The sequence below is a fragment of the Streptomyces sp. NPDC001732 genome (assembly GCF_053596315.1).
The window spans coordinates 266,325-291,948 of sequence record NZ_JBSFFY010000001.1 but is presented as its reverse complement, the minus strand read 5'-3'; the positions used below and the strand labels follow the sequence as shown (position 1 = coordinate 291,948).

The 25,624-nt window shown below is 72.3% G+C and carries 16 protein-coding genes, 3 tRNA genes and 1 pseudogene; 10 read left to right on the top strand and 10 right to left on the bottom strand.

Annotated elements, in window-relative coordinates; translation table 11 throughout:
- Positions 1 to 123: 123 nt before the first annotated feature.
- Entirely contained in the window at positions 124 to 1,161 is a 1,038-nt protein-coding gene (locus tag ACWCXX_RS01170; protein ID WP_451122980.1) for a rod shape-determining protein, read from the top strand.
- Positions 1,162 to 1,400: 239 nt separating this feature from the next.
- Positions 1,401 to 2,921, top strand: a complete 1,521-nt coding sequence (locus ACWCXX_RS01165) for a GAF domain-containing protein (protein WP_451123544.1) — start codon at positions 1,401 to 1,403, stop codon at positions 2,919 to 2,921.
- Between the two features lie 108 nt (positions 2,922 to 3,029).
- Here the strand turns inward: ACWCXX_RS01165 and ACWCXX_RS01160 are convergent, their stop codons facing one another.
- Positions 3,030 to 3,461: an Lrp/AsnC family transcriptional regulator gene (locus ACWCXX_RS01160; RefSeq protein WP_124717831.1), complete on the bottom strand. Its 432-nt coding sequence runs from the start codon at positions 3,459 to 3,461 to the stop codon at positions 3,030 to 3,032.
- Here ACWCXX_RS01160 and ACWCXX_RS01155 point away from each other — a divergent pair.
- The 3 genes and pseudogenes from ACWCXX_RS01155 (at position 3,430) to ACWCXX_RS01145 (ending at position 7,861) form a co-directional block, all read left to right on the top strand.
- Positions 3,430 to 4,817: pseudogene (locus ACWCXX_RS01155) on the top strand (nitrate/nitrite transporter). The gene ACWCXX_RS01160 and the pseudogene ACWCXX_RS01155 overlap by 32 nt on opposite strands.
- Positions 4,818 to 5,073: 256 nt before the next feature.
- Positions 5,074 to 6,456, top strand: coding sequence for an acyl-CoA synthetase (locus ACWCXX_RS01150; RefSeq protein ID WP_451123542.1), 1,383 nt, complete (start codon positions 5,074 to 5,076; stop codon positions 6,454 to 6,456).
- Complete coding sequence (locus tag ACWCXX_RS01145) at positions 6,449 to 7,861, top strand: carboxyl transferase domain-containing protein (protein ID WP_451122977.1); 1,413 nt, start codon at positions 6,449 to 6,451, stop codon at positions 7,859 to 7,861. Before ACWCXX_RS01150 ends, ACWCXX_RS01145 begins: the two co-directional genes overlap by 8 nt.
- Positions 7,862 to 7,877: 16 nt before the next feature.
- On the opposite strand, the gene ACWCXX_RS01140 is transcribed toward ACWCXX_RS01145, so the two are convergent.
- From ACWCXX_RS01140 to ACWCXX_RS01130, 3 genes are all read right to left on the bottom strand, one after another.
- Positions 7,878 to 9,143: an MFS transporter gene (locus ACWCXX_RS01140; protein ID WP_451122975.1), complete on the bottom strand. Its 1,266-nt coding sequence runs from the start codon at positions 9,141 to 9,143 to the stop codon at positions 7,878 to 7,880.
- A gap of 129 nt (positions 9,144 to 9,272) precedes the next feature.
- Positions 9,273 to 11,156, bottom strand: a complete 1,884-nt coding sequence (locus tag ACWCXX_RS01135) for an ABC transporter ATP-binding protein (RefSeq protein ID WP_451122974.1) — start codon at positions 11,154 to 11,156, stop codon at positions 9,273 to 9,275.
- 156 nt (positions 11,157 to 11,312) lie between these two features.
- Positions 11,313 to 11,495 (bottom strand): hypothetical protein, encoded by a 183-nt coding sequence (locus ACWCXX_RS01130; protein WP_451122972.1) that lies wholly within the window; start codon positions 11,493 to 11,495, stop codon positions 11,313 to 11,315.
- Positions 11,496 to 12,021: 526 nt separating this feature from the next.
- Between ACWCXX_RS01130 and ACWCXX_RS01125 the strand changes: the two genes are divergently transcribed.
- Positions 12,022 to 12,603, top strand: coding sequence for a peptidoglycan DD-metalloendopeptidase family protein (locus ACWCXX_RS01125; RefSeq protein WP_451122970.1), 582 nt, complete (start codon positions 12,022 to 12,024; stop codon positions 12,601 to 12,603).
- 95 nt (positions 12,604 to 12,698) lie between these two features.
- On the opposite strand, the gene ACWCXX_RS01120 is transcribed toward ACWCXX_RS01125, so the two are convergent.
- The 4 genes from ACWCXX_RS01120 to ACWCXX_RS01105 all read right to left on the bottom strand — a co-directional run bounded on the left by ACWCXX_RS01120 (position 12,699) and on the right by ACWCXX_RS01105 (position 16,312).
- Positions 12,699 to 15,596: a BTAD domain-containing putative transcriptional regulator gene (locus ACWCXX_RS01120; protein WP_451122968.1), complete on the bottom strand. Its 2,898-nt coding sequence runs from the start codon at positions 15,594 to 15,596 to the stop codon at positions 12,699 to 12,701.
- A 257-nt stretch (positions 15,597 to 15,853) separates the two neighbouring features.
- Positions 15,854 to 15,927: transfer RNA gene (locus ACWCXX_RS01115), tRNA-Ile, on the bottom strand.
- Positions 15,928 to 16,161: 234 nt separating this feature from the next.
- Positions 16,162 to 16,234 (bottom strand) — tRNA-Asn (locus tag ACWCXX_RS01110).
- A 5-nt stretch (positions 16,235 to 16,239) separates the two neighbouring features.
- Positions 16,240 to 16,312, bottom strand: a tRNA-Asn gene (locus tag ACWCXX_RS01105).
- Between the two features lie 192 nt (positions 16,313 to 16,504).
- Between ACWCXX_RS01105 and ACWCXX_RS01100 the strand changes: the two genes are divergently transcribed.
- The 4 genes from ACWCXX_RS01100 (at position 16,505) to ACWCXX_RS01085 (ending at position 22,181) form a co-directional block, all read left to right on the top strand.
- The gene (locus ACWCXX_RS01100) at positions 16,505 to 16,807 is read left to right on the top strand and encodes a YtxH domain-containing protein (RefSeq protein WP_451123540.1); all 303 of its coding nucleotides are present in this window, start codon (positions 16,505 to 16,507) and stop codon (positions 16,805 to 16,807) included.
- Between the two features lie 101 nt (positions 16,808 to 16,908).
- The gene (locus ACWCXX_RS01095; RefSeq protein ID WP_451122966.1) at positions 16,909 to 18,354 is read left to right on the top strand and encodes an FGGY family carbohydrate kinase; all 1,446 of its coding nucleotides are present in this window, start codon (positions 16,909 to 16,911) and stop codon (positions 18,352 to 18,354) included.
- A 162-nt stretch (positions 18,355 to 18,516) separates the two neighbouring features.
- Entirely contained in the window at positions 18,517 to 20,250 is a 1,734-nt protein-coding gene (locus ACWCXX_RS01090; RefSeq protein ID WP_451122965.1) for an ABC transporter ATP-binding protein, read from the top strand.
- On the top strand, positions 20,250 to 22,181 hold the full coding sequence (locus tag ACWCXX_RS01085) for an ABC transporter ATP-binding protein (RefSeq protein WP_451122963.1): 1,932 nt from the start codon (positions 20,250 to 20,252) through the stop codon (positions 22,179 to 22,181). The genes ACWCXX_RS01090 and ACWCXX_RS01085 overlap by 1 nt, the downstream gene beginning before the upstream one ends.
- Positions 22,182 to 22,246: 65 nt before the next feature.
- Here ACWCXX_RS01085 and ACWCXX_RS01080 read toward each other — a convergent pair whose 3' ends face one another.
- Positions 22,247 to 23,386, bottom strand: coding sequence for an RNA polymerase sigma factor (locus ACWCXX_RS01080; protein WP_451123538.1), 1,140 nt, complete (start codon positions 23,384 to 23,386; stop codon positions 22,247 to 22,249).
- Positions 23,387 to 23,579: 193 nt separating this feature from the next.
- A complete protein-coding gene (gene dnaG / locus ACWCXX_RS01075) occupies positions 23,580 to 25,487 on the bottom strand; it encodes a DNA primase (RefSeq protein ID WP_451122961.1) in 1,908 nt (635 codons plus the stop codon).
- Positions 25,488 to 25,624: the final 137 nt, after the last annotated feature.

The following is a 25,624-nucleotide window of genomic DNA, read 5'->3' as shown; positions in this document are numbered from 1 at the left end:
GCTCCGTACCCTCCTCCGGCGCCTCCCAGCGCGCGCCGCGACTGCAAAGGGCGCACCATGCGAGAGAGAACCGGCGGCTGCCCTGCCGGTACCCACCCGTCCGCGCTCCCGGGAGAACCTGCCGTGACCGTCAGTCTTGAGCAGTTGCGTCGTTGCCATGTCGCCGTCGACCTCGGAGCCGCCCGGACCCGCGTGTACGTCAAGGGGCTCGGGCTCGTCGTGGACGAGCCGAGCGTCGCCGCGGTGAACACGCGTACCGGGTCGCTCATCGCGGTCGGCGCGCTCGCCGAACAGATGACGGGCCGCACCCCCGACTACATCCGGGTGACCCGCCCGGTCTCCGGCGGAACCGTCGTGGACATCGAGATGGCCCAGCGCATGCTCCGCCATCTGCTCGGCGAGAAGCTCCGCCGCCAGCTGCGCCGCAAGCCCCGGCTGCGGGCCGCCGCCTGCACCCCGCACGACAGCGATCCGCTCGCCCAGCGGGCCGCCGTGGAGACCCTGGTCGGGCTCGGCGCCCGGCGGGTCGAGCTGGTCGACACCCTGATCGCGGCGGCCGTCGGCTGCGGGCTGCCGGTGGAGCAGCCGACCGCGACCATGATCATGGTGTGCGGGGCGGCGACCACCCAGATAGCGGTGCTCTCGCTCGGTTCGATCGTGAGCGCCGTACGCATCCCGATCGGCGGCGACGCCATCGACCACGCGGTGATCCAGCACCTGCGCCAGCACCACGCACTGATGCTGCCGAGCCAGTCCGTGCGCCCCCTGCAACTGGCGCTCAGCGGCAGCGGACTGACCTCACGGGGGCCCGCCACGACCGAGATCCACGGCCGTGACGTGGCGACGGGCCTGGCCCGCTCGGTGCGGGTCGAGACCGCCGCCGTGCGGCAGGCCATCCACGCCCCGCTCACCAGCGTCCTGGACGGGCTCGGCAAGATCCTGCGCGACTGCCCGCCCGACCTGGTGGCCGACCTCGTGGACTGCGGGATCATGATGGTCGGAGGCAGCGCCCTGCTGCCCGGCCTCGACCAGATGCTGCGGGACGCGACGGGCATGCAGGTGCACATCGCGGAACGGCCGGACGTCTGCGCGGTGCTGGGGCTCGGCGCCATGCTGGACGGCCAGATCGAGCCGATGGTCCTCGACCCGCTCGCCTGCTGAGCACGAAGGGGGCGTGGCGCATGCCCGACCAGACGGAACACACGCCCGCGGAGCCACCGGACAGCTCGGGCACGGAACACCCGGACGTCCCCGACCCCGAACACGCGCCCGCGCCAAAACCGCCGGACGTTCCCGGCACGGAACACCCGTCCCTGGAACGCCCAACGGTCCCCGGCACGGAACGCCCGGAACCCGCCGAGCGCCCGGGGCTCACCGAGCCCGCGGCATCCGGGCTGCCGATGTTCCTGGAGGCGGTGCTGGGCATCGGCACCGACCTCGGGCTGCGGGCCACCCTCCAGCGGATCGTGGACACCACGACCACCCTGACCGGGGCCCGGCACGGCGCGCTCGGCGTGCTCGACCAGGAGCACGGCACCCTCGGCGAGCTGTTCACCTCGGGGCTCAACGAGGACGAGCGCCGACGCATCGGCGACTTCCCGGACGGGTACTCGGGGATGCCCGGTGCCCTCGTCGGCGCATCGGAGCCGGCGCGCTCCGACGACCCGAGCACCGATCCGCGCTCCTGCGGGGTGCCGCCCGGCCATCCGCCGGCCCGGTCCTTCCTCGGGACGCCGGTCCGGGTGCACGGCCAGGTCTTCGGCAACCTCTACCTCACCGGCAAAAGCGCCGGTGCCTTCACCGACGCGGACACGGCGGTGCTGAAGGCGCTGGCCTCGCAGGCCGGAATCGCGATCGCCAACGCCCGGCTGTACGAGGCGGCCCGGCAGCGGGAACGCTGGATCGAGGGAGCCGCCGCCGTCACCACCGCGCTGCTGAGCGGCGGGAGCCCGGCCGACGCGCTGATGACCGTCGCCGAGGGGGCCCGGGTGCTGGCCGACGCGTCCGCCGGGGTGATCCTCCAGCCGAACGAGGAGGGCGGCATGGAGATCGTCACCGCGTCCACGCTCGACGACCCGGCCGGCATCGTCGGTACGACCATCGCGCCCGGTTCCGAGGTGCTGGTCCAACTGCTGGGCGGGGAGCCGGTGTTCATCGACGACTCGGCGACCGATCCCCGGATGACGACGCATGTGCGGGCGCGGTTCGGCCCCAGCATGATGCTGCCGCTGCAGAGCGGCGGCCGGCTGATCGGCACCCTCGCCCTGCCCCGGCGGCGCGGCGCCCGCCCGTACACGGCCGTGGACCGGTTGCTGGCCTCGCAGTTCGCCTCGCAGGCCGCGCTCGCGCTGGTACTGGCGGACGCCCAGCACGACCGGGAACAGCTCGCGGTCTACGAGGACCGGGACCGGATCGCCCGCGATCTGCACGACCTCGTGGTCCAACGGCTGTTCGCGACCGAGATGATGCTGGAGTCGACCCGTCGCAGGACCGTCGCCCCGGAGACGGACGAGCTGCTCGGCAGGGCGGTCGACGAGCTGGACTCCACCATCCAGGAGGTGCGGACGGCGATCTTCGCCCTCCAGCAGCCGCCCGCCGAGGTCCCCGCCACCTTCCGCGGCCGGGTGCTGCGGGAGACGGGGGGCGCCTCCGCCGTGCTCGGCTTCCAGCCGTCGGTGCACTTCACCGGGGCGGTCGACGCCCTGGTCCAGGAGCCCGTGGACGGCCGGCTGCTCACCGCGCTGCGGGGCGCCCTCGCCGCCGCGCACCGGCGGGCCGGGGTGTCGGCGATCGAGGTGGAGGTGGACGCGACGGCCGTCCTTCCGGACGGGCGGAGCGCGGTCCGGCTGGTGGTCGCCGACGACGGCCGCGAGGAGGACGGTTCGCGCCCGTCGACCTTCACCTGGCAGGCACCGCTCTGATACCCGGCCGCTCTGATACCCGGCGACTCCGAAACCCGGCCGCTCCGGGACCCGGCGGGCACCGCACCGAAATTTCCGCGGCTCCTTCCCCGGACGTCACCCGGACCCTCACCTCGCGGGCGCCGCCCTGAGCGCGACCCGGGTGTTGGAGTGCGCGACACCGGCCTCCCGCTTGAGTCTGCGCAGCAGTCCGTCCAGGGCCGCGGTGTCGGCGACGGTGGCCCGTACGAGGTAGTCGTGGCCGCCGGTCACATGGACCACTTCGGTGATGCCGGGCAGGGCCAGCACCGCCCGCTCGAACACCTCGTTCGTCGTGTCGATCCGCAGTGTCACGTCGATGAAGACGACGAGGCCGGTACGGGTGTCGGCGGCCGGGTCGATGATCACGGTGAAGCCCCGGATGACGCCGTCCCGGCGCAGCCGCCGCACCCGGTCGGCCGCCGCGTTGGCGCTGAGCCCGACCCGCACGCCCAGATCGCGGTACGAGATCCGGGCGTCCTCCTGGAGGATGCCGAGGATTTCCCTGTCCAGCCGGTCCATACTGCGATTGTCTCAGCTTTGCCCGGTTTACGACGGTGCGAGCCGCAGTCGGGGAGCCCGTGCACCGGCGTGCACGCCTCCCGGCAGGGTTGCCCCGCATGGCTCATCCCGGCGGGCCCTCGAACGCCGCACGCCCTTGACTGAAGGGGTGGATACCGCCGTCAAGCAGGCTCCCGCCCCGGTCGACGCACCGTCCGTGGCCGCCTACCGCAACCTCGTGATGGCCACGATCGGGTTCGGGCTGACCTTCTGGGCCTGGAATCTGATCGCGCCCCTGGCGGGGGACTTCAAGGAGCGGCTCGGCCTGTCCTCGTTCGAGCAGTCACTGCTGGTCGCGGTGCCGGTGCTGGTCGGTTCGGTGGGCCGGGTCCCGGTCGGCGCGCTCACCGACAAGTACGGCGCCCGGCTGATGTTCCCGCTGGTCTCGGCGCTCACCGTCGTGCCCGTGCTGCTGCTGATCCCGGCGCGGAACTCGTACGGTGCGATGCTCGCCGTGGGCTTTCTGCTGGGGCTGGGCGGCACCACGTTCGCGATCGGCATTCCGCTGGTCAACTCGTGGTTCCCGCCCGCCAGGCGGGCCTCGCGCTCGGGGTGTTCGGGATGGGCATGGGCGGTGTCGCCCTGTCCGGGTACTTCACCCCGCGGATCGCCGGGCACGGCGACAACCTGCCGTTCCTGGTGGTCGCGGCGGCGCTCGTGGTCTACGCGACGCTGGCCGCGGTGCTGGTCGGCGACCGGCCCGACCGGCCGGTGCCGAGGGAGTCCCTCGGCCGTCGGCTGGCCGGTGCGGGGCGGCTGCGGGTCACCTGGGAGCTGTCCGCGCTGTACGCGATCGGCTTCGGCGGAATCGTCGCTTTCGGCGTCTACCTCCCCACGTACCTGAAGACCTGGTACGACCTGTCGCCCACCGACGCCGGTACGAAGGCTGCCGGGTTCGCCCTGGTCACGGTCGCCTTCCGGCCGATCGGCGGCTGGCTCTCGGACCGCGTCCACCCGGCCCTGGTCACGGCGGTGGCGCTCGGTCTGGCCGCCCTGATGGCGATCGCCCAGGCGTTCGACCCGCCGCTGGCCCCGGGCGGCACGCTCGCGCTGCTCTGCATGGCGGCGGGTCTGGGCACGTCGAGCGGCAGCGTCTTCGCCCTGGTCGCGCAGGTGACGCCGCAGGCGAAGGTGGGGAGCGTGACCGGGATCGTGGGGGCCATGGGCGGCCTGGGCGGTTTCGTGCCGCCGCTGGTGATGGGGGCGATCTACAGCGCGAAGGACTCGTACTCGATCGGCTTCATGCTGCTGTCGGACCTGGCGCTCGCGGGCTGCGTGTACGCGTACGGCCGGATGCGGAACGTCCGTCGGGAGTGAGACGTCCGGGAGCGGCGGGGACGTGCGCGGGCAGCCCCCGGAGCGGCGGGGACGTGCGCGGGGCGGCTCCGGAGCGGCGGGGCACGCCCGCCCTCCGCCCTCGCACACGCTCCGGCCGGGACGTGTGCGCGGAGTCACGGGACGAGCGAGGGGTGGCGGGAGGCACCACCTCGCTAGTGTGCGGTGGGTGACTCCTCTTCTGTCTGTGCCGTCCGACGGTTCGACCCGGGAAGCCGTCCGATTCGGCGAACACGCCATGACCTACGACCAATTGGCCTCCGCGTCCACCGCGCTCGCCGGGCGTCTCGCGGGTACCGGACGGGTCGCCGTATGGGCCACGCCCACCCTCGGGACGGTGGTCGCCGTCGTGGCCGCACTGCGGGCCGGGGTGCCGGCGGTCCCGCTGAACCCGAAGACGGGCACGCGGGAGCTCGCCCACATCGTGGCCGACAGCGCCCCGACCGTGGTGCTGGCCGGGACGGACGACACGCTCCCGCCGGTGCTCGACGCGCTGGACCGCATCGACGTCGGGACGGAGCCGGACGGGGCGGGCGGGGCGTCGCTCCCCGAGCCCTCCCCCGAGTCCCCCGCGCTGATCGTCTACACCTCCGGCACCACGGGCCCGCCCAAGGGTGCGGTCCTGCCGCGCCGCGCGATCGCCGCGTCGCTCGACGCGCTGGAGGACGCCTGGCAGTGGACCAGGGACGACGTGCTCGTCCACGCCCTGCCGCTGTTCCATGTGCACGGCCTGATCCTGGGCGTGCTCGGGCCGCTGCGCCGGGGCGGCTCGGTGCGGCACCTGGGCAGGTTCAGCACCGAGGGGGTGGCCCGGGAGCTGTCGTCCGGCGGCACCATGCTCTTCGGCGTACCGACGATGTACCACCGGCTCGCCGAGGCCCTCGACGGCGCAGCACCGGGCGCGGACGGGCTGGCGAAGGCGCTGGCCGGGGCCCGGCTGCTGGTGTCCGGCTCGGCCGCGCTGCCGGTCCACGACCACGAGCGGATCGCTGCGGCGACGGGCCGCCGGGTCATCGAGCGGTACGGCATGACGGAGACCCTGATGAACACCGGCGTACGGGCCGACGGCGAGCCGCGCCCCGGCACGGTCGGCGCACCCCTGCGCGGTGTCGAGCTCCGTCTGGTCGAGGAGGACGGCACCGTCCTGACCGGCCCCGACGTCATCGGCGAGATCCAGGTGCGCGGCCCGAACCTGTTCACCGGCTACCTGAACCGCCCCGACGCCACGGCCGCCGCGCTCACCGAGGACGGCTGGTTCCGGACCGGCGACATGGCCACCCGTGACCCCGACGGCTACGTACGGATCGTCGGCCGCAGGGCCACCGACCTGATCAAGAGCGGCGGCTACAAGATCGGCGCCGGGGAGATCGAGAACGCCCTGCTGGACCACCCCGGGGTCCGCGAGGCCGCCGTCACGGGCGAACCGGACCCGGACCTGGGCGAGCGGATCGTCGCCTGGGTGGTGTCGGCCGACCCGTCCGCTCCCCCGGCCGCCGACGAGCTGGCCGACCACGTGGCCGCCCAGCTGTCCCCGCACAAGCGCCCCCGCACGGTCCGCTACCTGGACGCCCTGCCCCGCAACGACCTCGGGAAGATCATGAAGAGGTCGCTCCGTGCCTGAGCGGCTGACGGCGAGAGCGGCGATCGCGGCGCTCACCACTGAGTTCGAGGAGCTCCCCGGTGTCGTCCCCGGCACCGACGACACCGGGGACGGGCCGCTGGCCTGGGCCGGGTACGCGGACTCCCGGGCCCGCGCCGCCGCCCGTACCGGCGAGGAGGAGTCCGTCGTCCACGGCCTCGCCTCGATCGGTGGCCGGACCTGCGTCCTGGTCTCGTTCGAGTTCGGCTTCCTGGGCGGTTCGCTGGGGCAGCGCACCGGGGACCGGCTGGTGGCCGCGTACGAAGCCGCCCGGAGCCGGGCGCTGCCGCTGGTCTCGCTGATCGCGACGGGCGGCAGCCGGATGCAGGAGGGCATGATCGCCCTGACCCAGCTCCAGCGGGTGGCCCGCGCCTCGGCGCGGCTGCGGGCGGCGGGCCCGGCACAGATCGCGGTCCTGCGCGACCCGACGACGGGCGGCGGCTGGGCCACGCTCGGGGCGGGCGCCGACGTGATCCTGGCGCTGCCGGGCGCCCAGGTCGGCTTCGCCGGTTCCCGGGTGCGGCCCCCGGACGCGGACCCCGCGGCGTACACCGCCGAGGGCCAGCTGGCTGCGGGCCAGATCGACGCGGTCGTCCCGCCGGACGAGCTCCCGAGGACGGTGGGCCGCTGGCTGCGGGCGCTGCACGTCCCGGACGGCCCGGCGCTCCCCGCGCCGGTGCCGGAGGCCCTGGCCGCCACCGGTCTCCCGGGGACCGGCTGGGAGGCGGTCCGGCAGGCCCGCTCGCCCTCCCGGCCGCGCGCCGAGGCGTATCTGGACGCCTGTTTCGCGTACCGGATGCCGCTCGTCGGCGACCGCTGCGGGGGCACGGACCCGGGGCTGCTCGCCGGTTTCGGGTGGCGGGGCCACCGGTCGATCGCGTACGTCGCCCAGTGCGGCACCCCGACCCGCCCGGCCGGCTACCGCACGGCGGCCCGGCTGATCCGGCTGGCGGACCGGCTCGGCATCCCCGTCCTCACCCTGGTCGACACCCCGGGGGCGGCGAACGACGCGGAGGCGGAACGGGCCGGGGCGGGCGCCGCCATCGCCGACGCCTTCGCGGCCATGGCCGAGGCCCGGGTGCCCGTCACCACCCTGGTGATCGGCGAGGGCGGCTCGGGCGGTGCGCTGGCGCTCGCGGCGCCGGGGAACACCCATGTCACCCGGGACAGCTACTTCTCGGTCATCGCCCCGGAGCTGGCGGCGGCGATCCTGAAGCGCCCGCCGGAGGAGGTGCGGGCCACGGCCGACCAGCTGCGGCTGCGCCCCCAGGACCTGGTGGAACTGGGCTTCGCCCGCTCGGTGGTGGGGCCGCCGCAGGACGGACCGTCGCAGGACGGCTCCGGGGGCACGACTCGGGACGACGTCGGGGGCGCGACGCGGGAGTGAGGCGCGGGCGGGGGCATCACGGCTGCGGGTTCTGCGCGTCGTACCGCGCGAACCCGCGCCACCGCAGTCCCAGCAGGGTCACGGCGACGACACAGGCGATCCCGCCCCCGGTCACCGCCAGACCGGGCGAGGCCAGATCGGAGACCGACCCGGCCAGGAAGTCGCCGAGCCTGGGCCCGCCCGCCACGACGACGATGAACACGCCCTGCAGCCGCCCCCGCATCTCGTCCGGCACGGCCGCCTGGAGCATGGTGTTGCGGAAGACCATCGACGTGGTGTCCGCGCACCCGGCGAGCGCCAGGAAGATCAGCCCGAGCCAGAGCTGGCGGGTCAGCCCGAAGACCGCGACGGCCGCGCCCCAGGCGGCCACGGCCAGCAGCACCGCGAGGCCGTGACGCCGGACGCGGCCCAGCCATCCGGAGAACACCCCGCCGAGCAGCGCGCCCAGCGCGGGGGCGGCGACCAGCAGCCCGGTGGTCTTCGCGTCGCCCCCGTACCAGAGGACGGCGACGACGGGGAACAGGGCCCGGGGGTGGGACAGCACCATGGCGCACAGGTCGGTGAAGAAGGTCATCCGCAGATTGGGCCTGGTCCCGAGGAAGCGCAGCCCGTCCGCGACGGAGGCCCGCTTGTCCCCCGAGTCCTCCTCCCGCTGCGGCAGCATCGAGGGCAGCCGCCACATCGCGTACAGCGAGGCGGTGAAGGTGACGGCGTCGACGGTGTACGCGGCCCGGTAGCCCCACCAGCCGACGACGAGCCCGCCGAGCATCGGCCCGGCCAGCATGCCGGTGGTGCTGGTCATGGAGTTGAGGGCGTTCGCCGCGGGCAGCTGCTCGGCCGGCAGCAGCCGGGCGATCATCGAGCTGCGGGCCGGGGCGTTGACCGCGAAGCAGGCCGCCTGGAGGGCCACGACCGCGTACAGCAGCCCCACCTGCTCCACCCCGGCGACGGCGGCGACGACCAGGACGACGGAGAGCAGGAACGAGCCCGAGGCGCTGGCCAGCCCCAGCTTGCGCCGGTCCATGGTGTCGGCGACGGCACCGCCGTACAGGCCGAAGACGACGAGCGGCAGGAACGAGCAGAAGCCGATGAGCCCGACCGAGAAGGCGGACCCGGTGATGTCGTAGACCTGGAGCGACACGGCGAGCGACGTCATCCCCTGCCCGATCCAGGAGACCGTGTTGCCGAACCAGAGGCGTCGGTAGTCGGGAGAGGCCCTCAGCGGTGTCAGGTCGGCGAATATGCGGGTGCGGCGGGCGGGTCCTTCGGTCGTTTCGGTCACAGCGGATGGTAACGAGCGAGGTCCCGACCGCCGCCGGGCACGGCCCGTTTCCGGCCGCGCGCATCCACCACCGCCTTCCGGCCATCACACGCCCTGCCCCCCGATCCGAACCAATCGAGACAAAAGGCCCTAGCTCCAGTGGATTCCTGACGGTTCGCCGGACCGGTGCGCGACCCTGTCGTGCTGCCGGACGCGGCGTTCGAAGAGCGTGGCGTACAGGCCGCTGTTGCCGAGGAGCTGGGTGTGCGTACCGGACTCCACCAGCCGCCCCTCGTCCAGGACCAGGACGCGGTCGGCGTCCGCGGCGAGGGCCAGGTCGTGGGTGATCACGATGGTGGTGCGCCCTCGGGCCAGCCGCCGCAGCGGGGCGAGGATGCGCTGTGCGGCCAGCCGGTCCAGCCCGGTGGTGGGCTCGTCGAGCAGGAGCACGGGGGCGTCGCGCACCATGGCGCGGGCGATGGCGATGCGCTGCAACTGGCCGCCGGACAACCGGGAGGTCCCGGTCGATATGACGGTGTCATACCCCTCCGGCAGGGCCTCGATGAACCCGTCGGCGTCGGCCGCCCGCGCGGCCTCCACCACGTCGCGGTGGCTCACGTCCGTGCGCCCGCAGCCGATGTTCTCCTCGATGGTGTCGTGCAGCACGAGCGTGTCCTGGGGCAGCAGCGTGATGTTCCGGCGGAGGTGGGTCAGCGGCAACCGGTCCACGGAGACGCCGTCCAGCCTGATGCTGCCGGAGTCGGGGTCGTAGAACCTCAGCAGCAGCGCCGCCAGGGTCGACTTGCCCGCGCCGCTGGGGCCGGTGATGACCAGGAGTTCCCCGGGGCTGGCGGTGAACGAGAGGTCCCGGAGCACCGGTTCGCTGCCGTTGGGGTAATGGAAGAAGACGTGGGACGCCTCCACCTCGCCGAGCGCCCGGCTCCGGGGCGGCTCGGGCACGGAGGCGGCCGGGTCGGTGACGGAGGGCCGGGAGTCGAGGATCTCCAGCAGTCGTTCGGCTCCCGCGGTCGCCGCGGTGGCGGTCAGACCGAGTTTCCCCAGTGAGCGGATCGGCGGGTAGAGGTAGCCGATGAACGCGGCGAAGGCGAGGAGTTGTCCGAGGGTCATCCGGCCCGCGGAGATCTCCCACGCCCCCAGGCCGATGATGGTCAGGACGCAGAGCGTTTCGAGGACCTCGATGAACTGCTCGTAGAACTCGGTGAGACGGACGGCCTTCACGGCGGTCCGCAGCCGGGTCCGCGCCTTGTCCGCGAGCCGGATCTCCTCGTCCTGCTGCCTGTTGTACGCCTGGGTCATGACGACGTTGACCAGCGTCTCCTCGACCACCGCCGTGATGGCGCCGTCCGCCGCCCGGCCGCGCCGGGACACCGCGCGCAGGGGACCGGTGAACCGGCGGGTGACGATCAGGAGCAGCGGGACCATGACGAAGGTGGCGAGGGCCAGCTCCCAGCGCAGCATCAGGGCCGCGCCCGCGTAGAAGATGGTGCCGAACAGTGCCGAGGCCGTCCCGACGATGCCGGAGATCACCAGCGCCTCGATGGCCTCCACGTCCCCGGTCAGCCGTTCCACCAGGTCGCCGCGGCGATTGCGCTGGAAGAAGTGCGGCGGCAGTTTCTGGAGGTGGCCGAAGACGCGGGCCCGCAGCCGCAGCACGAAGCGCTCGGCGGTCCAGACCGCGAGCGAGCTGCCCAGGTACCCCACCACGGCACCGGCGACCGCGACGGCGAGCCACTGACCGGCGGGTTTCCAGAAGGCACTGACGTCGCCCCGTTGCAGGGCGGTGTCGGTGAGTTCGGCGAAGAGCAGGACCGTGACGGTCTCGGCGAGGGCAGCCAGGACGGCGCACAGGAAGATGACGATCAACCAGCGCCGGTCTCCCCTGGTCAGTGGCCAGAAGCGCCGGAACGCCACCACGACGCTGACGGGGTCGGTGCGGATCGGAACGTCCGTCACCGAGTCCTGGGGCGGCTCTTCGGTACGTGCTGAACGCTGGAGCGGGCTGCGAAGGCTCATGGGCGTCACGTCACAGAGGTTCTGGGGGCGTGGACCGTCGCCATGGACGTCGGGGCCGCGGGCCGTCCCCCGTGGACACGGGCCCCAGAACTCCGAGGCGGACCCGCGCGGTACGCGCGAGCCTGCCTCGGGCTGGGTTCGGTGTCAGGGAGGGGGTCAGTAGCCCCCCCGGCCTCCACGGCCGCCATAGCCGTAGCCGCCGTAGTCACCGTAGTCGCCGTAATCGCCGTAGTCGCCGTAGTCGCCGCGGAACCTGCGTCCACGTCCGCGTCCACGTCCGCGTCCGCCGAAACGACCGCGACCCCTGTCCCTGTGGTCGAAGATGCTGCGTACGTTCATCTTCGCCTCCTTCGGAGGATGCTGTGCCGCTCCTTGCTTCTGCAACGGCACTTCCGACACTACGTCGACCCCCTACGACCAACAAGTCGTACAAGCCCATATCAGCATTAAAAGCCGTGAAATATCGTATTTCATCGGAGTGTTACCGTCGGTGACTCTCCGGGCACCTCCCTGAACGGCGCACGACCGTCCTGCCGTCGGCCCACCTCGAACTCCTGAAGCCTCTCCTCGGCCCCGGCCACCCGGGGCCCGGGACGACCGGTGCTCCCCGACTCGGCGCCCCCTGCCGCGGGCCGGGGTGCGAGGGGGGCCAACCCGACGAAGTACCGGAGGCCCGCGGGGACACGGCCCTTTCCCCTCTCACGCGGACTCTTCTCCCTGCCGTGCCGCCCCTCTTCCCCCGTTCGCGGACGCGGTCGGTGACGTGCCCGGAGCACGGGTCCGCCCCTCCTGCGTGCCGCGGTTGTATCCGCTTTGTATGCCCGCCTCCTTGAATCGCTCGGTCACCGAGGACAAGGAGAGGACCATGCGGAGACGTACCCGTCGGCTTCTGGCCGTCATCGGCGCGGCGGCCACCCTCGCGGCACTGGCTCCCGACGCCGTGGCCGCACCGCGGGCCGGCTCGTCGGACGTCACGGCGAACGCGAGCCGACCCACCTTCAAAATGCCGTTCCGCTGCGGCCAGAAGTGGCTCGGCAGCAACTGGAACGGACACAGCCCGGCACACTCGATCGACTGGAACCACTACGACGCGAGCGGCACCCCGAACGACCTCGGCCGCCGGGTGCTCGCCAGCGCGGGCGGCGAGGTCGTGGCCTCGTACTACTCCACCAGCACCGGCTACGGCAACACCGTCGTGATCGCCCACGGAAACGGCTGGCAGACGCGGTACTCGCATCTGAGGAGCCGCAACGTCCAGCTCGGCGACCGCGTGGCCCAGGGCCGCGTCATAGGGCAGGTCGGCGCCTCGTCCGCGCTCTACGACATCTCCCCGCACCTGCACTACGAGCAGATACACGACAACAGGGTCGTCGTCGCGGTCGTCCAGGGCGTCACCTGGGCCGACTACCTCAAGCGGTACCAGGTCAGCAACAACGGCTGCGGCTGAGACACCGACAGCCCCGGGCCGGGGCGGGTACGCGGGGCTCGCCGTTCCCGCCCCGGCCGGCCCGGACCGCCCCCGGCCCCTCCCCTCAACTCCCCTCAGCCCAACGCCCGCAGCCTCGCGCGCACGAGTTCCGCCTGGTCGCGCGCGCCGAGCCGACGCCACGTCGACAGTGAGCGGTGGAAGTAGCGCAGCGCGGTGTGTCTCCGGCCCGCCGCCTGGTGCAGTTCGCCGAGGAGACCGGCGACGCGTGCGGCGGCGGCCCGGTCACCGAGTCGCTGCTGCACGGCGAGCGCGTCGACCAGCGGCGCCGAGGCCGCTCCCGCGTTGCCCTGACGCAGGAAAAGCTCCCCGATGGCCTGCTGCACGAACGCCGCACAGTGCAGGTCGGCGAGCTCGTCCAGGATGCCCAGCGCTTTCCTCAACTCGGCGTGCGCACGGTGCGGTTCGCCCAATTGCTCGTGCAGTGTCGCGACCCTGCGGCGCACCTGTGCCTCCCGGTGCCGGTCGCCGACCTCGCGGGACAGCTCCAACGCCCCGTCGAGCCAGGGGGCCGCGGCCACGGGGTCCTGCCGCTGCAGCCACACCGAGGCGATCGCGTTGCAGGTGACCGCTTCACCGTGCCGGTCACCCGCCTTGCCGAACCGGTGCAGCGCGTCGGTGAACGCCTCCAGGGCGGCGTCGGCCTTGCCCAGGAACCGGTACACCGACCCGGTGCCCACCGCCGCGACCGCCTCGCCGGACAGGTGCCCGAGACCGGCGAAGAGCGTACGCGCCCGGCCGAAGGAGACGAGCGCGTCGACGTACCGGTCCTGGTACAGGTGGAGTTGGCCGAGGTTGCGCAGCAGCGCGGCGGCCCGTGCGTCGGACGGATCGGGCATCGCCTCCAGCACCAGCCGGTGGGTCCGCAGCCAGTCGTCGTAGTAGAACCGCATGTCGAAGAAGCCCGCCAGCTCGATCGCCAGGTCGGCGGCCCGGTCGACGCAGCCGAGCCGCAGTGCGGACTCCACGGCCCCGACCAGCGTGCGGCGTTCGGTCTCGAACCACTCCACGGGCAGGGCACGCACCACCGGTGCCAGGGCGGCCACCGGGCCGCTCGGCGTGCCGGGTTCGCCGAGCACGCCCAGGAAGTGGGTGGGCATCGCCGAGTTCGCGAAACGGGCAAGGGTGATGAGGCCGTCGACGACCCGCAGCCGGCTCCGGCGGCGCACGCCGGGGCCGTCCGTCTCGGACAGTTCCCTGGCGTAGCAGCGGAGCAGGTCGTGCATGCGGTACCGCCGAAGCCCCAGGCCGTCGGTGCCGACCGCCTCGATCAGATGCTCGTCGAGCAGCGTCTCCAGCTCCCCGGCGGCACCGTCGGAGCGGCCCACCGCCTCCGCGACGAGCCAGCCCGCCACCGCTTCGTCGCCCAGCCGCCCGAAGGCGCGGAAGACCGCCGCCGCCGGTTCGGGCAGATGCCGGTAACTCAGCTCGGCGCTCGCCCGCACCTCCATCTCCCCGGTCCGGAGCTGGTCGAGGCGTCCGCGCTCGTCCTCCAGGGAGTCGGCCAGGGTGCCGACGGTCCAGCCCGGCCGGTTCGCCAGCCGGGAACCGGCGATCCGGACGGCCAGCGGCAGGAAGCCGCAGCCGGCGAGCACCCGGTCGGCGTCCGCCTCCTCGGAGTGCAGCCGCTCCGCCCCGACGATGCCGCCGAACAGCTCGCGGGCCTCCTGTCGCTTCATCAGCCCGAGGGGGCAGTGGTACGCCGGAAGGTCCGGCATCCGGCGACGCGAGCTGACGAGGACGGCGGAGCCGCCGGTGCCGGGCAGCAGGGGGCGCACCTGTGCGCCGTCGGCGGCGTCGTCGAGGACGATCAGGAACCGCCGTTGTGCCAGTCGGGAGCGGAACAGCGCGGCCTGCTCGCTCAGTTCGATCGGTACCGCGCTGTCCATGGCGGCGCCGAGACCGCGCAACAGCTCGGCCAGTACGTCGCCCGGCTCGCGCGGCTGATCGCTCATACCGCCCAGATCGACGAACAGCTGACCGTCCGGGAAGGCCTCGCGCACCCGGTGCGCGACGTGCACCGCCAGCGTGGACTTGCCCGACCCCGGCGGTCCCGAGAGGACCGCGACGACCGGCTGCCGCCCGGATCTCGACAGCAGCCGGTCCAGTAACCCGATCTCCTCGGTCCGGCCGGTGAAATCCGGTATGTCCATCGGTAGCTGACACACCGGCGTGGGCGCCGCCGGACGGCTCCTGCCGAAGTACTCGTACCCGTTCAGCTCCTCCCCCATGGCCCGCAGCGGTGCGCTCGGCTCGATGCCGAGCTCACGGGCGAGCATCCCCTCGGCCTCGGCGTAGGCGGACCGGGCTTCGGAGGTGCGACCCGCGCGGTGCAGCGTGCGCACGAGCATCTGCCACAGGTCCTCGCGCAGCGGATCCTCGGTGAGCCGGGACCTCAGCTCCACGAGCAGGGGCGCGTAGTCCCCGAGGCGCAGTCGCACTTCGAGGCACTCGCCGACCGCGACCGAGCGCATCTCCTCCAGCCTGACGACCGCCGGGTCCCACACCACACTGGCGGGGAGGTCCTGCAGGACGCTGCCGCGCCAGAGGCCGAGGGCCGATTCGTAGGCGTGCAGGGCCGCGGCGTCCTCGCCCCGGTCACGTGCCGCACGGGCCTGCCCGAGACGCCGTTCGAAGAGCAGCGTGTCGACGTCCTCGGGCGGGACGTCGAGCGAATAGCCCGAGGACCGGGTGCTCAGCCCTCCGGTGGCGATTCCCGCCTCCGTCAGGGCGCTTCGGAGAGCGCGCACATAGGTACGGACATTGGCCACCGCCGACCGGGGCGCGCCACCGGGCCACAGGACCTCGGTCAGGACGTCGAGCGAGACGAAGCCCCCGGGTTGCAGCAGCAGGGTGGCCAGAACCGCTCGGGGTTTGAGCCCGCCGACGGGGACGGCACCGCCCCCGGCCCCCACCCGAAGCGGCCCCAGCACTCCGAAGAGGGGCTCCCCCATGCACGCCTCCATGACAGGCTCGCGACAAGCAGCAGGGTACTGGCGTTCGGGGGTCACGGACAGGGATTCGCGCTCCGTTCCCCAGGGCCGCGACCCTCAGGCCCGCCGGCCCGCAGACCGGCACGCCGATGACACTTCGGGCGGCGGGCGGCGGGCGGCGGGCGAGCCAATGATCTTGGACCACGCAAAAGACCCCCGCCAACGCAGGGGCCTTTACGTTTCACCAGGTCAGAACGTTTTTGCTCTGGACGCTTCGGTGGGGCGGGTGGGACTCGAACCCACGGCCGACGGATTATGAGTCCGCTGCTCTAACCGGCTGAGCTACCGCCCCTTTTCGGCGTGGCGCGTACAGGTGTGCGCGCCGTCTGCCGCAGCATAGCCGGTCATACGATCTCTCGCTCCGGATGGTCGGCTTCGCCTGACCATGGAGACCGCGCCGACGGCTGCCCGGTTCCGGAAGGGACGAAACAACCCCCGAAAGAGTCACATGCATCCCACACGCATCACGGCGCCGACCGGCGACGGGCATGCGAAAGAGGACCCCGCAGGGCCCTCTTCCGTTCCGCTCCCCCGACTGGACTCGAACCAGTAACCCTCCGGTTAACAGCCGAATGCTCTGCCAATTGAGCTACAGGGGATCGCGCTCCCCCGACTGGACTCGAACCAGTAACCTGCCGGTTAACAGCCGGCTGCTCTGCCAATTGAGCTACAGGGGATTGCTGCGTTTGCACCGAACCCTACCTGCCTGGTCGATGCCGGGCGGCGCGCGTTCGCTGCGACACATACATTAGCGCAAGCAGGGGGGTGCTTTGCCAATCGGTATCCCCGGGCCGATCTCCGGCGCTCTCGGGCGGCCGGACAGCACACGTCCCACGAGCGTCGCACCGACGCAAGGAAGGGTGGCAGCCATGCGGTACCGGCTCACGTTCATCGCCGGACTGGCCCTCGGATACGTGATCGGGACACGGGCCGGGCGCGAGCGCTACGAACAGATGAAGGAGTCCGCGCGCCGGTTCGCCCAGAACCCGGCCGTGCGCAACACCGCCGAGTCCGCGGCGCAGAACGGCCGGCAGATGGCAGGCAAGGCGTACCACGCGATGAGCGAAAAGGTCGGCGCCAAGGTGCCCGCCCCGGTGGCCGAGCGGATGCGCTCGCTGCGGGACCGCACCCGCAACGGGGCCGAGGACGACTGGGGCACCTCCAACACCTAGTGCTGTGGCCTCTCCTCCGGGTCGGGCCCCGCGCGCCGGGGCGCCCGCCTGCCGCGCCGCCCGGTACGGAAACGCTCCGGTGGTGCGGCAGAATCTTGTGCATGGGGATAGTCGCGGGCTTGGACAGCTCTTCCGCCTTCACGCACATCGTCGTCTGCGATGCGGACACCGGCGCCGTGCTGCGCCGGGGGTACGCCGCGCACCCCGTCGATCCGAAGGCCACCGAGGTCGACCCGCAGGCGTGGCTGCTCTCGCTCGGCGAGGCCGCCGAAGGGGGGCTGCTCGAAGGCGTGCAGGCCATCGGCGTCTCCGCGCAGCAGCACGGTCTGGTGCCGCTGGACCAGCAGGGCAATCCCGTACGGCCCGCGCTGCTCGGCAACGACAAGCGGGCGCAGGCCGCCGCGGCGGACCTGGTCGACCTGCTCGGCGGGCGGCAGCCCTGGGCCGAGGCGGTCGGCTCGGTGCCGCAGGCGGCGCAGCCGCTGGCGAAGCTGCGGTGGATGGCGCGGAGCGAGCCGGAGGCGGCCCAGCGGGTGGCCTCGGTGCTCCAGCCGCACGAATGGCTGGTGTGGCAGCTGCTGGGGCGGCCCGCCCGGCGGACCACCGACCGGGGCGCCGCCTCCGGCACCGGTTACTGGTCGGCGGGCAGCGGCGCCTACCGGCCCGACCTGGTGGAGCTCGCGCTCGGGCACCAGGCCGCGCTGCCCGAGGTGCTCGGCCCCTCCGAGACCGCCGGCACGACGCCCGAGGGGCTGCTGATCTCCGCGGGGACCGGCGAGACGATGGCCGCGGCGTTCGGGCTCGGGGTCGGGGTGGGCGACGCGGTGGTGTCGCTGGGCGCCTCGGGCTCGGTCATGGCGGTGCACCACGAGGCGCTGTCCGACCCGGCCGGAATGATCACGTCGTTCGCGGACGCCACCGGGATGCACCTGCCGGTGGTGCACACGTCGAACGCGGTGCGGGCGCTGCGCGGGACCGCCGAGATGCTCGGCCTGGAGAACCTGGAGGAGCTGTCCGCGCTGGCGCTGAAGTCGACCCCGGGCGCCTCCGGGCTGGTGCTCCTGCCGTACCTGGAGGGCGAGCGCACCCCGCACCTGCCGCACACCGCGGGAACGCTGTGCGGACTGCGGCGCGAGTCGATGAAGCCGGAGCACCTGGCGCGGGCGGCGTTCGAGGGGATGCTGTGCTCGCTGGCCGACGCGCTCGACGTGCTGCGCGGCCGGGGTGTCGAGGTGCGGCGGGTCTTCCTGCTGGGGGCGGCGGCCGAGCTGCCCGCCGTGCAGGGGCTGGCGCCCGCGCTCCTCGGTACGCAGGTGATCGTGCCGCAGCCCGCCGAGTACGCGGCGCTGGGCGCGGCCCGGCAGGCGGCCTGGGCGCTGGGCGTCTCGCAGGGCACGGCCGATCCGCTCGTCCCCCCGGCCTGGCAGGGCGCCGCGGCGCAGGTGCTGGAGCCGGGCGAGGAGCTGGCGGTCGGGCAGGCGGTGCGCCAGCAGTACGCGACGACCAGGGACCGGATCCATCCGGGGGCGTTCGACGCCGTGCGCTGAGCGCGCACCGGCGCATGGGACCGGGTGCACGGCGGGACTCCCTCCCACTGTGTACTCGGTCTTTTTTTTGACCTGGTCTTGAGTAAAATTGCTCGCAGTCGGGGCCGACGGTGCCGGAAAATGGGTCGACTCCCGCACTCTGCCGACACCCGAGAGACACGCGTGCTCATAAAACTCCTGCGGGCCCATCTCGGTCCGTACAAGAAACCCATCGCACTGCTGGTTCTCCTCCAGCTGTTGCAGACCTGTGCCAGCCTCTACCTCCCCACCCTGAACGCCGACATCATCGACAACGGTGTCGTCCAGGGGGACACCGGCTACATCCTCGAGTTCGGCGCCATCATGATCGCCGTCAGCATCGGCCAGGTGGTCTGCAACATGGGGGCCATCCACTACGGCGCCCGTACCGCCTCCGCGCTCGGCCGTGACGTACGGGCCGCGGTCTTCGACCGGGTGCAGTCGTTCTCGGCGCGTGAGATGGGACGGTTCGGGGCACCGTCGCTGATCACCCGTACGACCAATGACGTCCAGCAGATCCAGATGCTGGTGCTGACGACGTTCACCCTGATGGTGTCGGCCCCGATCATGTGCGTCGGCGGCATCGTCATGGCGCTCGGCCAGGACGTCCCGCTGTCGGCGGTGCTGCTCGCGGTGGTGCCGGTGCTGGGCATCGCGGTGAGCCTGATCGTGAAGCGGATGCGCCCGCTGTTCCGCACGATGCAGGAGCGGCTCGACACGGTGAACCGGGTGCTGCGCGAGCAGATCACCGGCAACCGGGTCATCCGCGCCTTCGTCCGCGACGAGTACGAGGAGAAGCGCTTCCGCGGCTCCAACGGCGAGCTGATGGACGTGTCGCTGGCCACGGGCCGGCTGATGGCGCTGATGTTCCCGACCGTGATGACGGTCGTGAACGTCTCGTCGATCGCCGTGCTCTGGTTCGGCGCCCAGCGCATCGACAGCGGGGGCATGGAGATCGGCGCGCTGACCGCCTTCCTCGCCTATCTGATGCAGATCGTCATGTCGGTGATGATGGCCACCTTCATGTTCATGATGGTGCCGCGCGCCGAGGTGTGCGCCGAGCGCATCCAGGAGGTCCTGGAGACGGAGTCGAGCGTGGTCCCGCCGGTCTCGCCGGTCCACGAGCTGCACGCCCGCGGCCATCTGGAGGTGCGCGGCGCGGACTTCCGCTACCCGGGCGCCGAGGAGCCGGTGCTGCGGTCGGTGGAGCTGGTGGCCCGCCCCGGCGAGACCACCGCGATCATCGGGTCCACCGGCAGCGGCAAGTCGACGCTGCTGGGGCTCGTGCCGCGGCTGTTCGACGTGACGGACGGCCAGGTGCTGGTGGACGGCACGGACGTGCGGACGCTGGACCCGGCCCTGCTGGCGAAGACCGTGAGCCTCGTTCCGCAGAAGCCGTACCTGTTCTCCGGGACGGTCGCGACGAACCTGCGGTACGGGAACCCGGACGCGACCGACGAGGAGCTGTGGCACGCGCTGGAGGTCGCCCAGGCCAAGGAGTTCGTCGAGGCCCTGGAACACGGCCTGGACGCGCCGATCTCGCAGGGCGGCACCAACGTCTCCGGCGGGCAGCGGCAGCGGCTGTCCATCGCCAGGACGCTGGTGCAGCGGCCGGAGATCTACCTCTTCGACGACTCGTTCTCCGCCCTCGACTACGCGACCGACGCCGCGCTGCGCGAGGCGCTGGCGCGGGAGACCGCCGACGCGACCGTGGTGATCGTGGCGCAGCGCGTGTCCACCATCCGTGAGGCCGACCGGATCCTGGTGCTGGACGAGGGCCGGGTCGTGGGCTCCGGCACCCATCACGAGCTGATGGACGGCAATGAGACCTACCGGGAGATCGTGCTCTCCCAGCTGACGGAAGCGGAGGCCGCGTAATGGCCGGTCCTGGCGGACGCATGATGGCGGGCGGGGCGCCGACCGACCGGTCCATGGACTTCAAGGGGTCCTCGAAGCGGCTGCTGAGGCGCTTCGAGACGGAGAAGGTCTCGCTGTACGCGATGCTGGCGGCCTGCGCGGTGAGCGTCGGCCTGTCGGTGATCGGGCCGAAGATCCTCGGCCGGGCGACCGACCTGGTCTTCGCCGGGTTCGTCGGCCGGAAGATGCCGGAGGGGACGACCAAGGAAGAGGCCATCGCGCGCATGCGCGAGGGCGACAGCGGCCTCGCCGACATGCTGTCCGGGGTGGACTTCGTGCCGGGGCACGGCATCGACTTCGGCGCGGTGGGCGACGTCCTGCTGGTGGCACTGGCGATCTACGTCGGGGCCGGGCTGCTGATGCTGGTGGCCACCCGGCTGTCGATCCGGATCATCAACCGGGTCGTGTTCCAGCTGCGCGAGGACATCCAGACGAAGCTGTCGCGGCTGCCGCTGTCGTACTTCGACCGGGCCAAGCGCGGCGAGGTGCTCAGCCGGGCGACGAACGACATCGACAACATCTCGCAGACGATGCAGCAGACGATGGGCCAGCTCATCAACTCCCTGCTCACCATCGTCGGCGTCCTGGTCATGATGTTCTGGGTCTCGCCGCTGCTGGCCCTGGTGGCCCTGGTGACGGTGCCGCTCTCGGTGGTCGTGGCGACGAAGGTCGGCAAGCGCTCGCAGCCCCAGTTCGTGGAGCAGTGGAAGGTCACGGGCACGCTCAACGCCCACATCGAGGAGATGTACACCGGGCACACCCTGGTGAAGGTCTTCGGGCGGCAGGAGGAGTCCGCGAAGGACTTCGCCGAGCAGAACGAGGCGCTGTACGAGGCGAGTTCCAAGGCCCAGTTCAACAGCGGGATCATGCAGCCGCTGATGATGTTCATGTCGAACCTGAACTATGTGCTGGTCGCCGTCGTCGGCGGGCTGCGGGTCGCCTCGGGCTCGCTGTCCATCGGTGACGTGCAGGCGTTCATCCAGTACTCGCGCCAGTTCTCGATGCCGCTGACCCAGGTCGCCTCGATGACGAACCTGGTGCAGTCGGGCGTCGCGTCGGCCGAGCGGATCTTCGAGCTGCTGGACGCCGAGGAGCAGGCCGCCGACCCCGCACCCGGCACGGGCGAGCGGCCCGAGGAGCTGCGCGGCGGGGTCTCGCTGGAGAAGGTGTCGTTCCGCTACGACCCGGACAAGCCGCTGATCGAGGACCTGTCGCTGGACGTCGAGCCCGGCCACACGGTCGCGATCGTCGGCCCGACCGGCGCCGGCAAGACCACCCTCGTCAATCTGCTGATGCGGTTCTACGAGGTGACCGGCGGCCGCATCGCGCTCGACGGGGTGGACGTGGCGAAGATGTCGCGCGACGAGCTGCGCCGGTCGATCGGCATGGTCCTCCAGGACACCTGGCTGTTCGGCGGCTCGATCGCGGACAACATCGCGTACGGCGCCTCGCGCGAGGTCACCCGGGAGGAGATCGAGGAGGCGGCGCGGGCGGCCCACGCCGACCGCTTCATCCGTACCCTCCCGGACGGCTACGACACGGTGATCGACGACGAGGGCACCGGGGTCAGCGCGGGCGAGAAGCAGCTGATCACGATCGCCCGCGCGTTCCTGTCCGATCCGGTGATCCTGGTGCTCGACGAAGCGACCAGCTCCGTCGACACCCGTACCGAGGTGCTGATCCAGAAGGCGATGGCGCGCCTCGCGCACGGCCGCACGAGCTTCGTGATCGCGCACCGGCTCTCCACGATCCGGGACGCCGACGTCATCCTGGTGATGGAGGACGGCTCGATCGTCGAACAGGGCACGCACGAGGAGCTGTTGGCCTCCCAGGGTGCCTACGCCCGGCTGTACTCGGCGCAGTTCGCCCAGGCGGTCGCCGAAGTCGACTAGGAGCACCGCCCGTTCGGATCGCGAGGGCCCGTGCCGCCGCCGGTGGCGCGGGCCCTCGCGCCGTGTCAGTCGAGGTAGCCGCGGAGCTGGTCGGCGAAGGCGTGGTCCCGCAGCTTGCCGAGCGTCTTGGACTCGATCTGGCGGATGCGTTCGCGGGTCACGCCGAAGATCCGGCCGATCTCCTCAAGGGTGCGGGGCCGCCCGTCGTCCAGCCCGTAGCGCAGCTGGACCACCTTCCGCTCGCGTTCGCCGAGGGTGGAGAGCACCGCTTCCAGGTGTTCGCGCAGCAGCAGGAACGCGGCGGACTCGACCGGGGAGGCGGCGTCGCCGTCCTCGATCAGGTCGCCGAGGGCGACGTCCTCCTCGCCGACCGGGGCGTGCAGCGAGACGGGTTCCTGGGCGAGCCGCAGGACCTCGCCGACCCGCTCCGGGGTGAGGTCGAGCTGGTCGGCGACCTCCTCGGCCGTCGGCTCGTACCCGCGTTCCTGGAGCATCCGGCGCTGGACCCGCACGACGCGGTTGATCAGTTCGACGACGTGCACCGGGACCCGTATGGTCCGCGCCTGGTCGGCGAGGGCGCGGGACATGGACTGCCGGATCCACCAGGTCGCGTACGTGGAGAACTTGTAGCCCCGGGTGTAGTCGAACTTCTCGACCGCCCTGATCAGTCCGAGGTTTCCCTCCTGGACCAGATCGAGCATGGTCAGTCCGCGTCCGATGTGGCGCTTGGCGACGGAGACGACGAGGCGGAGGTTGGCCTCGATGAGGCGGCGCTTCGCCGTCCGCCCCATGACCACCAGCCGGTCGAGGTCGCCGGCCAGCCGGGTGTCCGGGTCCGGGGTGCGCGCGAGCCGTTCCTCGGCGAAGAGCCCGGCCTCGACGCAGCGGGCGAGCTCCACCTCCTCGGCGGCGCTGAGCAGGGGTATTCGGCCTATCTCCCGCAGGTACTGGCGGAAGAGGTCGGAGGAGTTGCCCTCGGTCTCCGAACGGCTCCGCGCCCCCGGCTCCGGTTCCGGGCCCGACCCCGTTTCCGGTTCCGGAGCTTCGGGCGCCTCGGGCTCCTCCGCGAGCGCCCCGGGCGGGTCCGGCGGCTCGGCGGCCGGTACCGGCGGGGGCTCCACCGCGGCCTCCGGATGTCGCACGGCCCGGTTCTGCGTGGGGATGGCCGAGACGTACTCGGTTTTGGTCAGGGTCCGGGTCTGCACGGGGGCGACCTCCAGGTGATCGCTGCCGGACCGCGGGGATGGCAGCCACCGTTCGGTGGACCGGCCGCGCTCCGATGACTCAGGCACCGCCCTCAGTGTGGGGCACGACACATCCCCGTCACGAGGGGCGTGCGGGGACTTTCTGAGTCCGGTCCGTGACCGGGCGATTACCGCCGGGAGCGCCCGAGGGGCGTCAGAGCGCGGCGGCCCCGTGGCTGCGCAGGCTCTGGGCGTACTGCTGGAGGACCCAGACCTCGTTCTGCGCGGCGGCCAGATGGTCCGGGGCCACATTGCTGCCGAGGCGGGCCAGGCTGCCCTGGACGTCGTTGATCCGGCGGTCCACGGCGCGCAGCCTGACCTGGACGAGCTGCATGCCCGCGTAGGTCTCGTCGATGGTCTTGCCGTGGAAGACCTCGACGGCCAGTTCGGTGACGAGGTTGCGCACCGTGTCGTCGGGGGCCGCGTCCAGGACCTGGGCCAGGTACTCGCGGGTTTCCGGCACGCCCGATTCCGCGCCGCCCGCCTCCTCGATGCACCGCCGTACGGCGGCGTAGGGCGGGGCGGTGAACTCGTCGGCCCCGTAGGCGTCGAAGGCGGGCGAGACGAGGGAGGGCTTCTGGAGGGCGAGCTTCAGCAGCTCGCGCTCGGTGCGGTGGGCGGGGCTGCGGAGGTTGAGGGCGGGGCCCGAGGGGGTCACCGGCGCCGGGGCCTGCTGGTGCTGGGGCCCCGGGCGGGAGGGGCCCCGGGCGGGGCCCCGCTGGTCGCCCCGCTCGCGGGCCCAGCGGGCGAGCTGGCCGACGCGCCTGACCACGAACTGGGTGTCCAGGATGCCGAGCATGCCGGCCAGCTGGACGGCGACCTCGTGCTGCGAGGAGCTGTTCTTGATCCGGGCGACGACGGGCGCCGCCTCGTCGAGCGCGGCGGCGCGGCCCGCCGGGGTCTCCAAGTCGTACCTGGAGACGATCTGGCGGAGCGCGAACTCGAAGAGCGGGGTGCGCGGCTCGACCAGGTCGCGCACGGCGTCGTCGCCCTTGACCAGACGCAGGTCGCAGGGGTCCATGTTGTCCGGGGCGATCGCGATGTACGTCTCGGCGGCGAACTTCTGGTCGTCCTCGAAGGCGCGCAGGGCGGCCTTCTGACCGGCCGCGTCGCCGTCGAACGTGAAGATCACCCGGGCGCTGCCGTTGTCCATCAGGAGCCGGCGCAGGATCTTGATGTGGTCGCCGCCGAAGGCCGTGCCGCAGGTGGCGATGGCGGTGGTGACCCCGGCGAGATGGCAGGCCATGACGTCGGTGTAGCCCTCGACGACCACGGCCCGGCTGGCCTTCGCGATGTCCTTCTTCGCCAGGTCGATGCCGTACAGCACCTGGGACTTCTTGTAGATCGCGGTCTCGGGGGTGTTGAGGTACTTCGGTCCGTTGTCGTCCTCGCGCAGCTTGCGGGCGCCGAACCCGACGACGTCGCCGGAGGTGTCGCTGATCGGCCACATCAGCCGGCCGCGGAAGCGGTCGATGGGGCCGCGCCTGCCGTCCTGGGAGAGGCCGGAGGCGATCAGCTCCTTGTCGCTGAAGCCCTGGCCGCGCAGATAGCGGGTGAGGTGGTCCCAGCCGGCCGGGCTGTAGCCGATGCCGAAGTGGGCGGCGGCGGCCTGGTCGAAGCCCCGCTCGGCGAGGAACTTCCGGCCGATCTCGGCCTCGGGGCTCTCCAGCTGCTCGACGTAGAACCGGGCGGCGACCTTGTGCGCCTCGACCAGCCGGATGCGCTCGCCGCGCTGGTGGGAGGGGTTGTACCCGCCCTCCTCGTACCGCAGGGTGATGCCCGCCTTGGCGGCGAGCCGCTCGACCGTCTCGGAGAACGAGAGGTGGTCGATCTTCATCACGAAGGCGATCGTGTCGCCGCCCTCCTGGCAGCCGAAGCAGTGGAAGAGGCCCTTGCTCGGACTGACCTGGAAGGAGGGGGACTTCTCGTCGTGGAACGGGCAGAGCCCCTTGAGGTTGCCACCGCCCGCGTTGCGCAGCTGGAGGTACTCGGACACGACGGCGTCGATCGGGACCGCGTCCCGTACCGCCTTCACATCGTCGTCATTGATCCTGCCTGCCACGGGTGAATTCTACGGGTGGGGTCGGACAGCCGGACCGCGCGGCGATGTGATCCACGGAACCCGCCGGTCCGGTGCGGCCGGGTCCGCCCCCGCCCGGGGAGGCCGGGCGGGAGGGCGGACGCCGTCGGGCGCCCCGC

Bases quoted from the DNA above. Each gene is read 5' to 3' on its own strand.
- ACWCXX_RS01095 (WP_451122966.1), top strand. From the start codon at position 16,909: ATGGGGATAGTCGCGGGCTTGGACAGCTCTTCCGCCTTCACGCACATC.
- ACWCXX_RS01125 (WP_451122970.1), top strand. From the start codon at position 12,022: ATGCGGAGACGTACCCGTCGGCTTCTGGCCGTCATCGGCGCGGCGGCC.
- ACWCXX_RS01135 (WP_451122974.1), bottom strand. From the start codon at position 11,156: ATGAGCCTTCGCAGCCCGCTCCAGCGTTCAGCACGTACCGAAGAGCCG.
- ACWCXX_RS01130 (WP_451122972.1), bottom strand. From the start codon at position 11,495: ATGAACGTACGCAGCATCTTCGACCACAGGGACAGGGGTCGCGGTCGT.
- ACWCXX_RS01150 (WP_451123542.1), top strand. From the start codon at position 5,074: ATGACCTACGACCAATTGGCCTCCGCGTCCACCGCGCTCGCCGGGCGT.
- ACWCXX_RS01120 (WP_451122968.1), bottom strand. From the start codon at position 15,596: ATGGGGGAGCCCCTCTTCGGAGTGCTGGGGCCGCTTCGGGTGGGGGCC.
- ACWCXX_RS01100 (WP_451123540.1), top strand. From the start codon at position 16,505: ATGCGGTACCGGCTCACGTTCATCGCCGGACTGGCCCTCGGATACGTG.
- ACWCXX_RS01165 (WP_451123544.1), top strand. From the start codon at position 1,401: ATGTTCCTGGAGGCGGTGCTGGGCATCGGCACCGACCTCGGGCTGCGG.
- ACWCXX_RS01085 (WP_451122963.1), top strand. From the start codon at position 20,250: ATGGCCGGTCCTGGCGGACGCATGATGGCGGGCGGGGCGCCGACCGAC.
- ACWCXX_RS01160 (WP_124717831.1), bottom strand. From the start codon at position 3,461: ATGGACCGGCTGGACAGGGAAATCCTCGGCATCCTCCAGGAGGACGCC.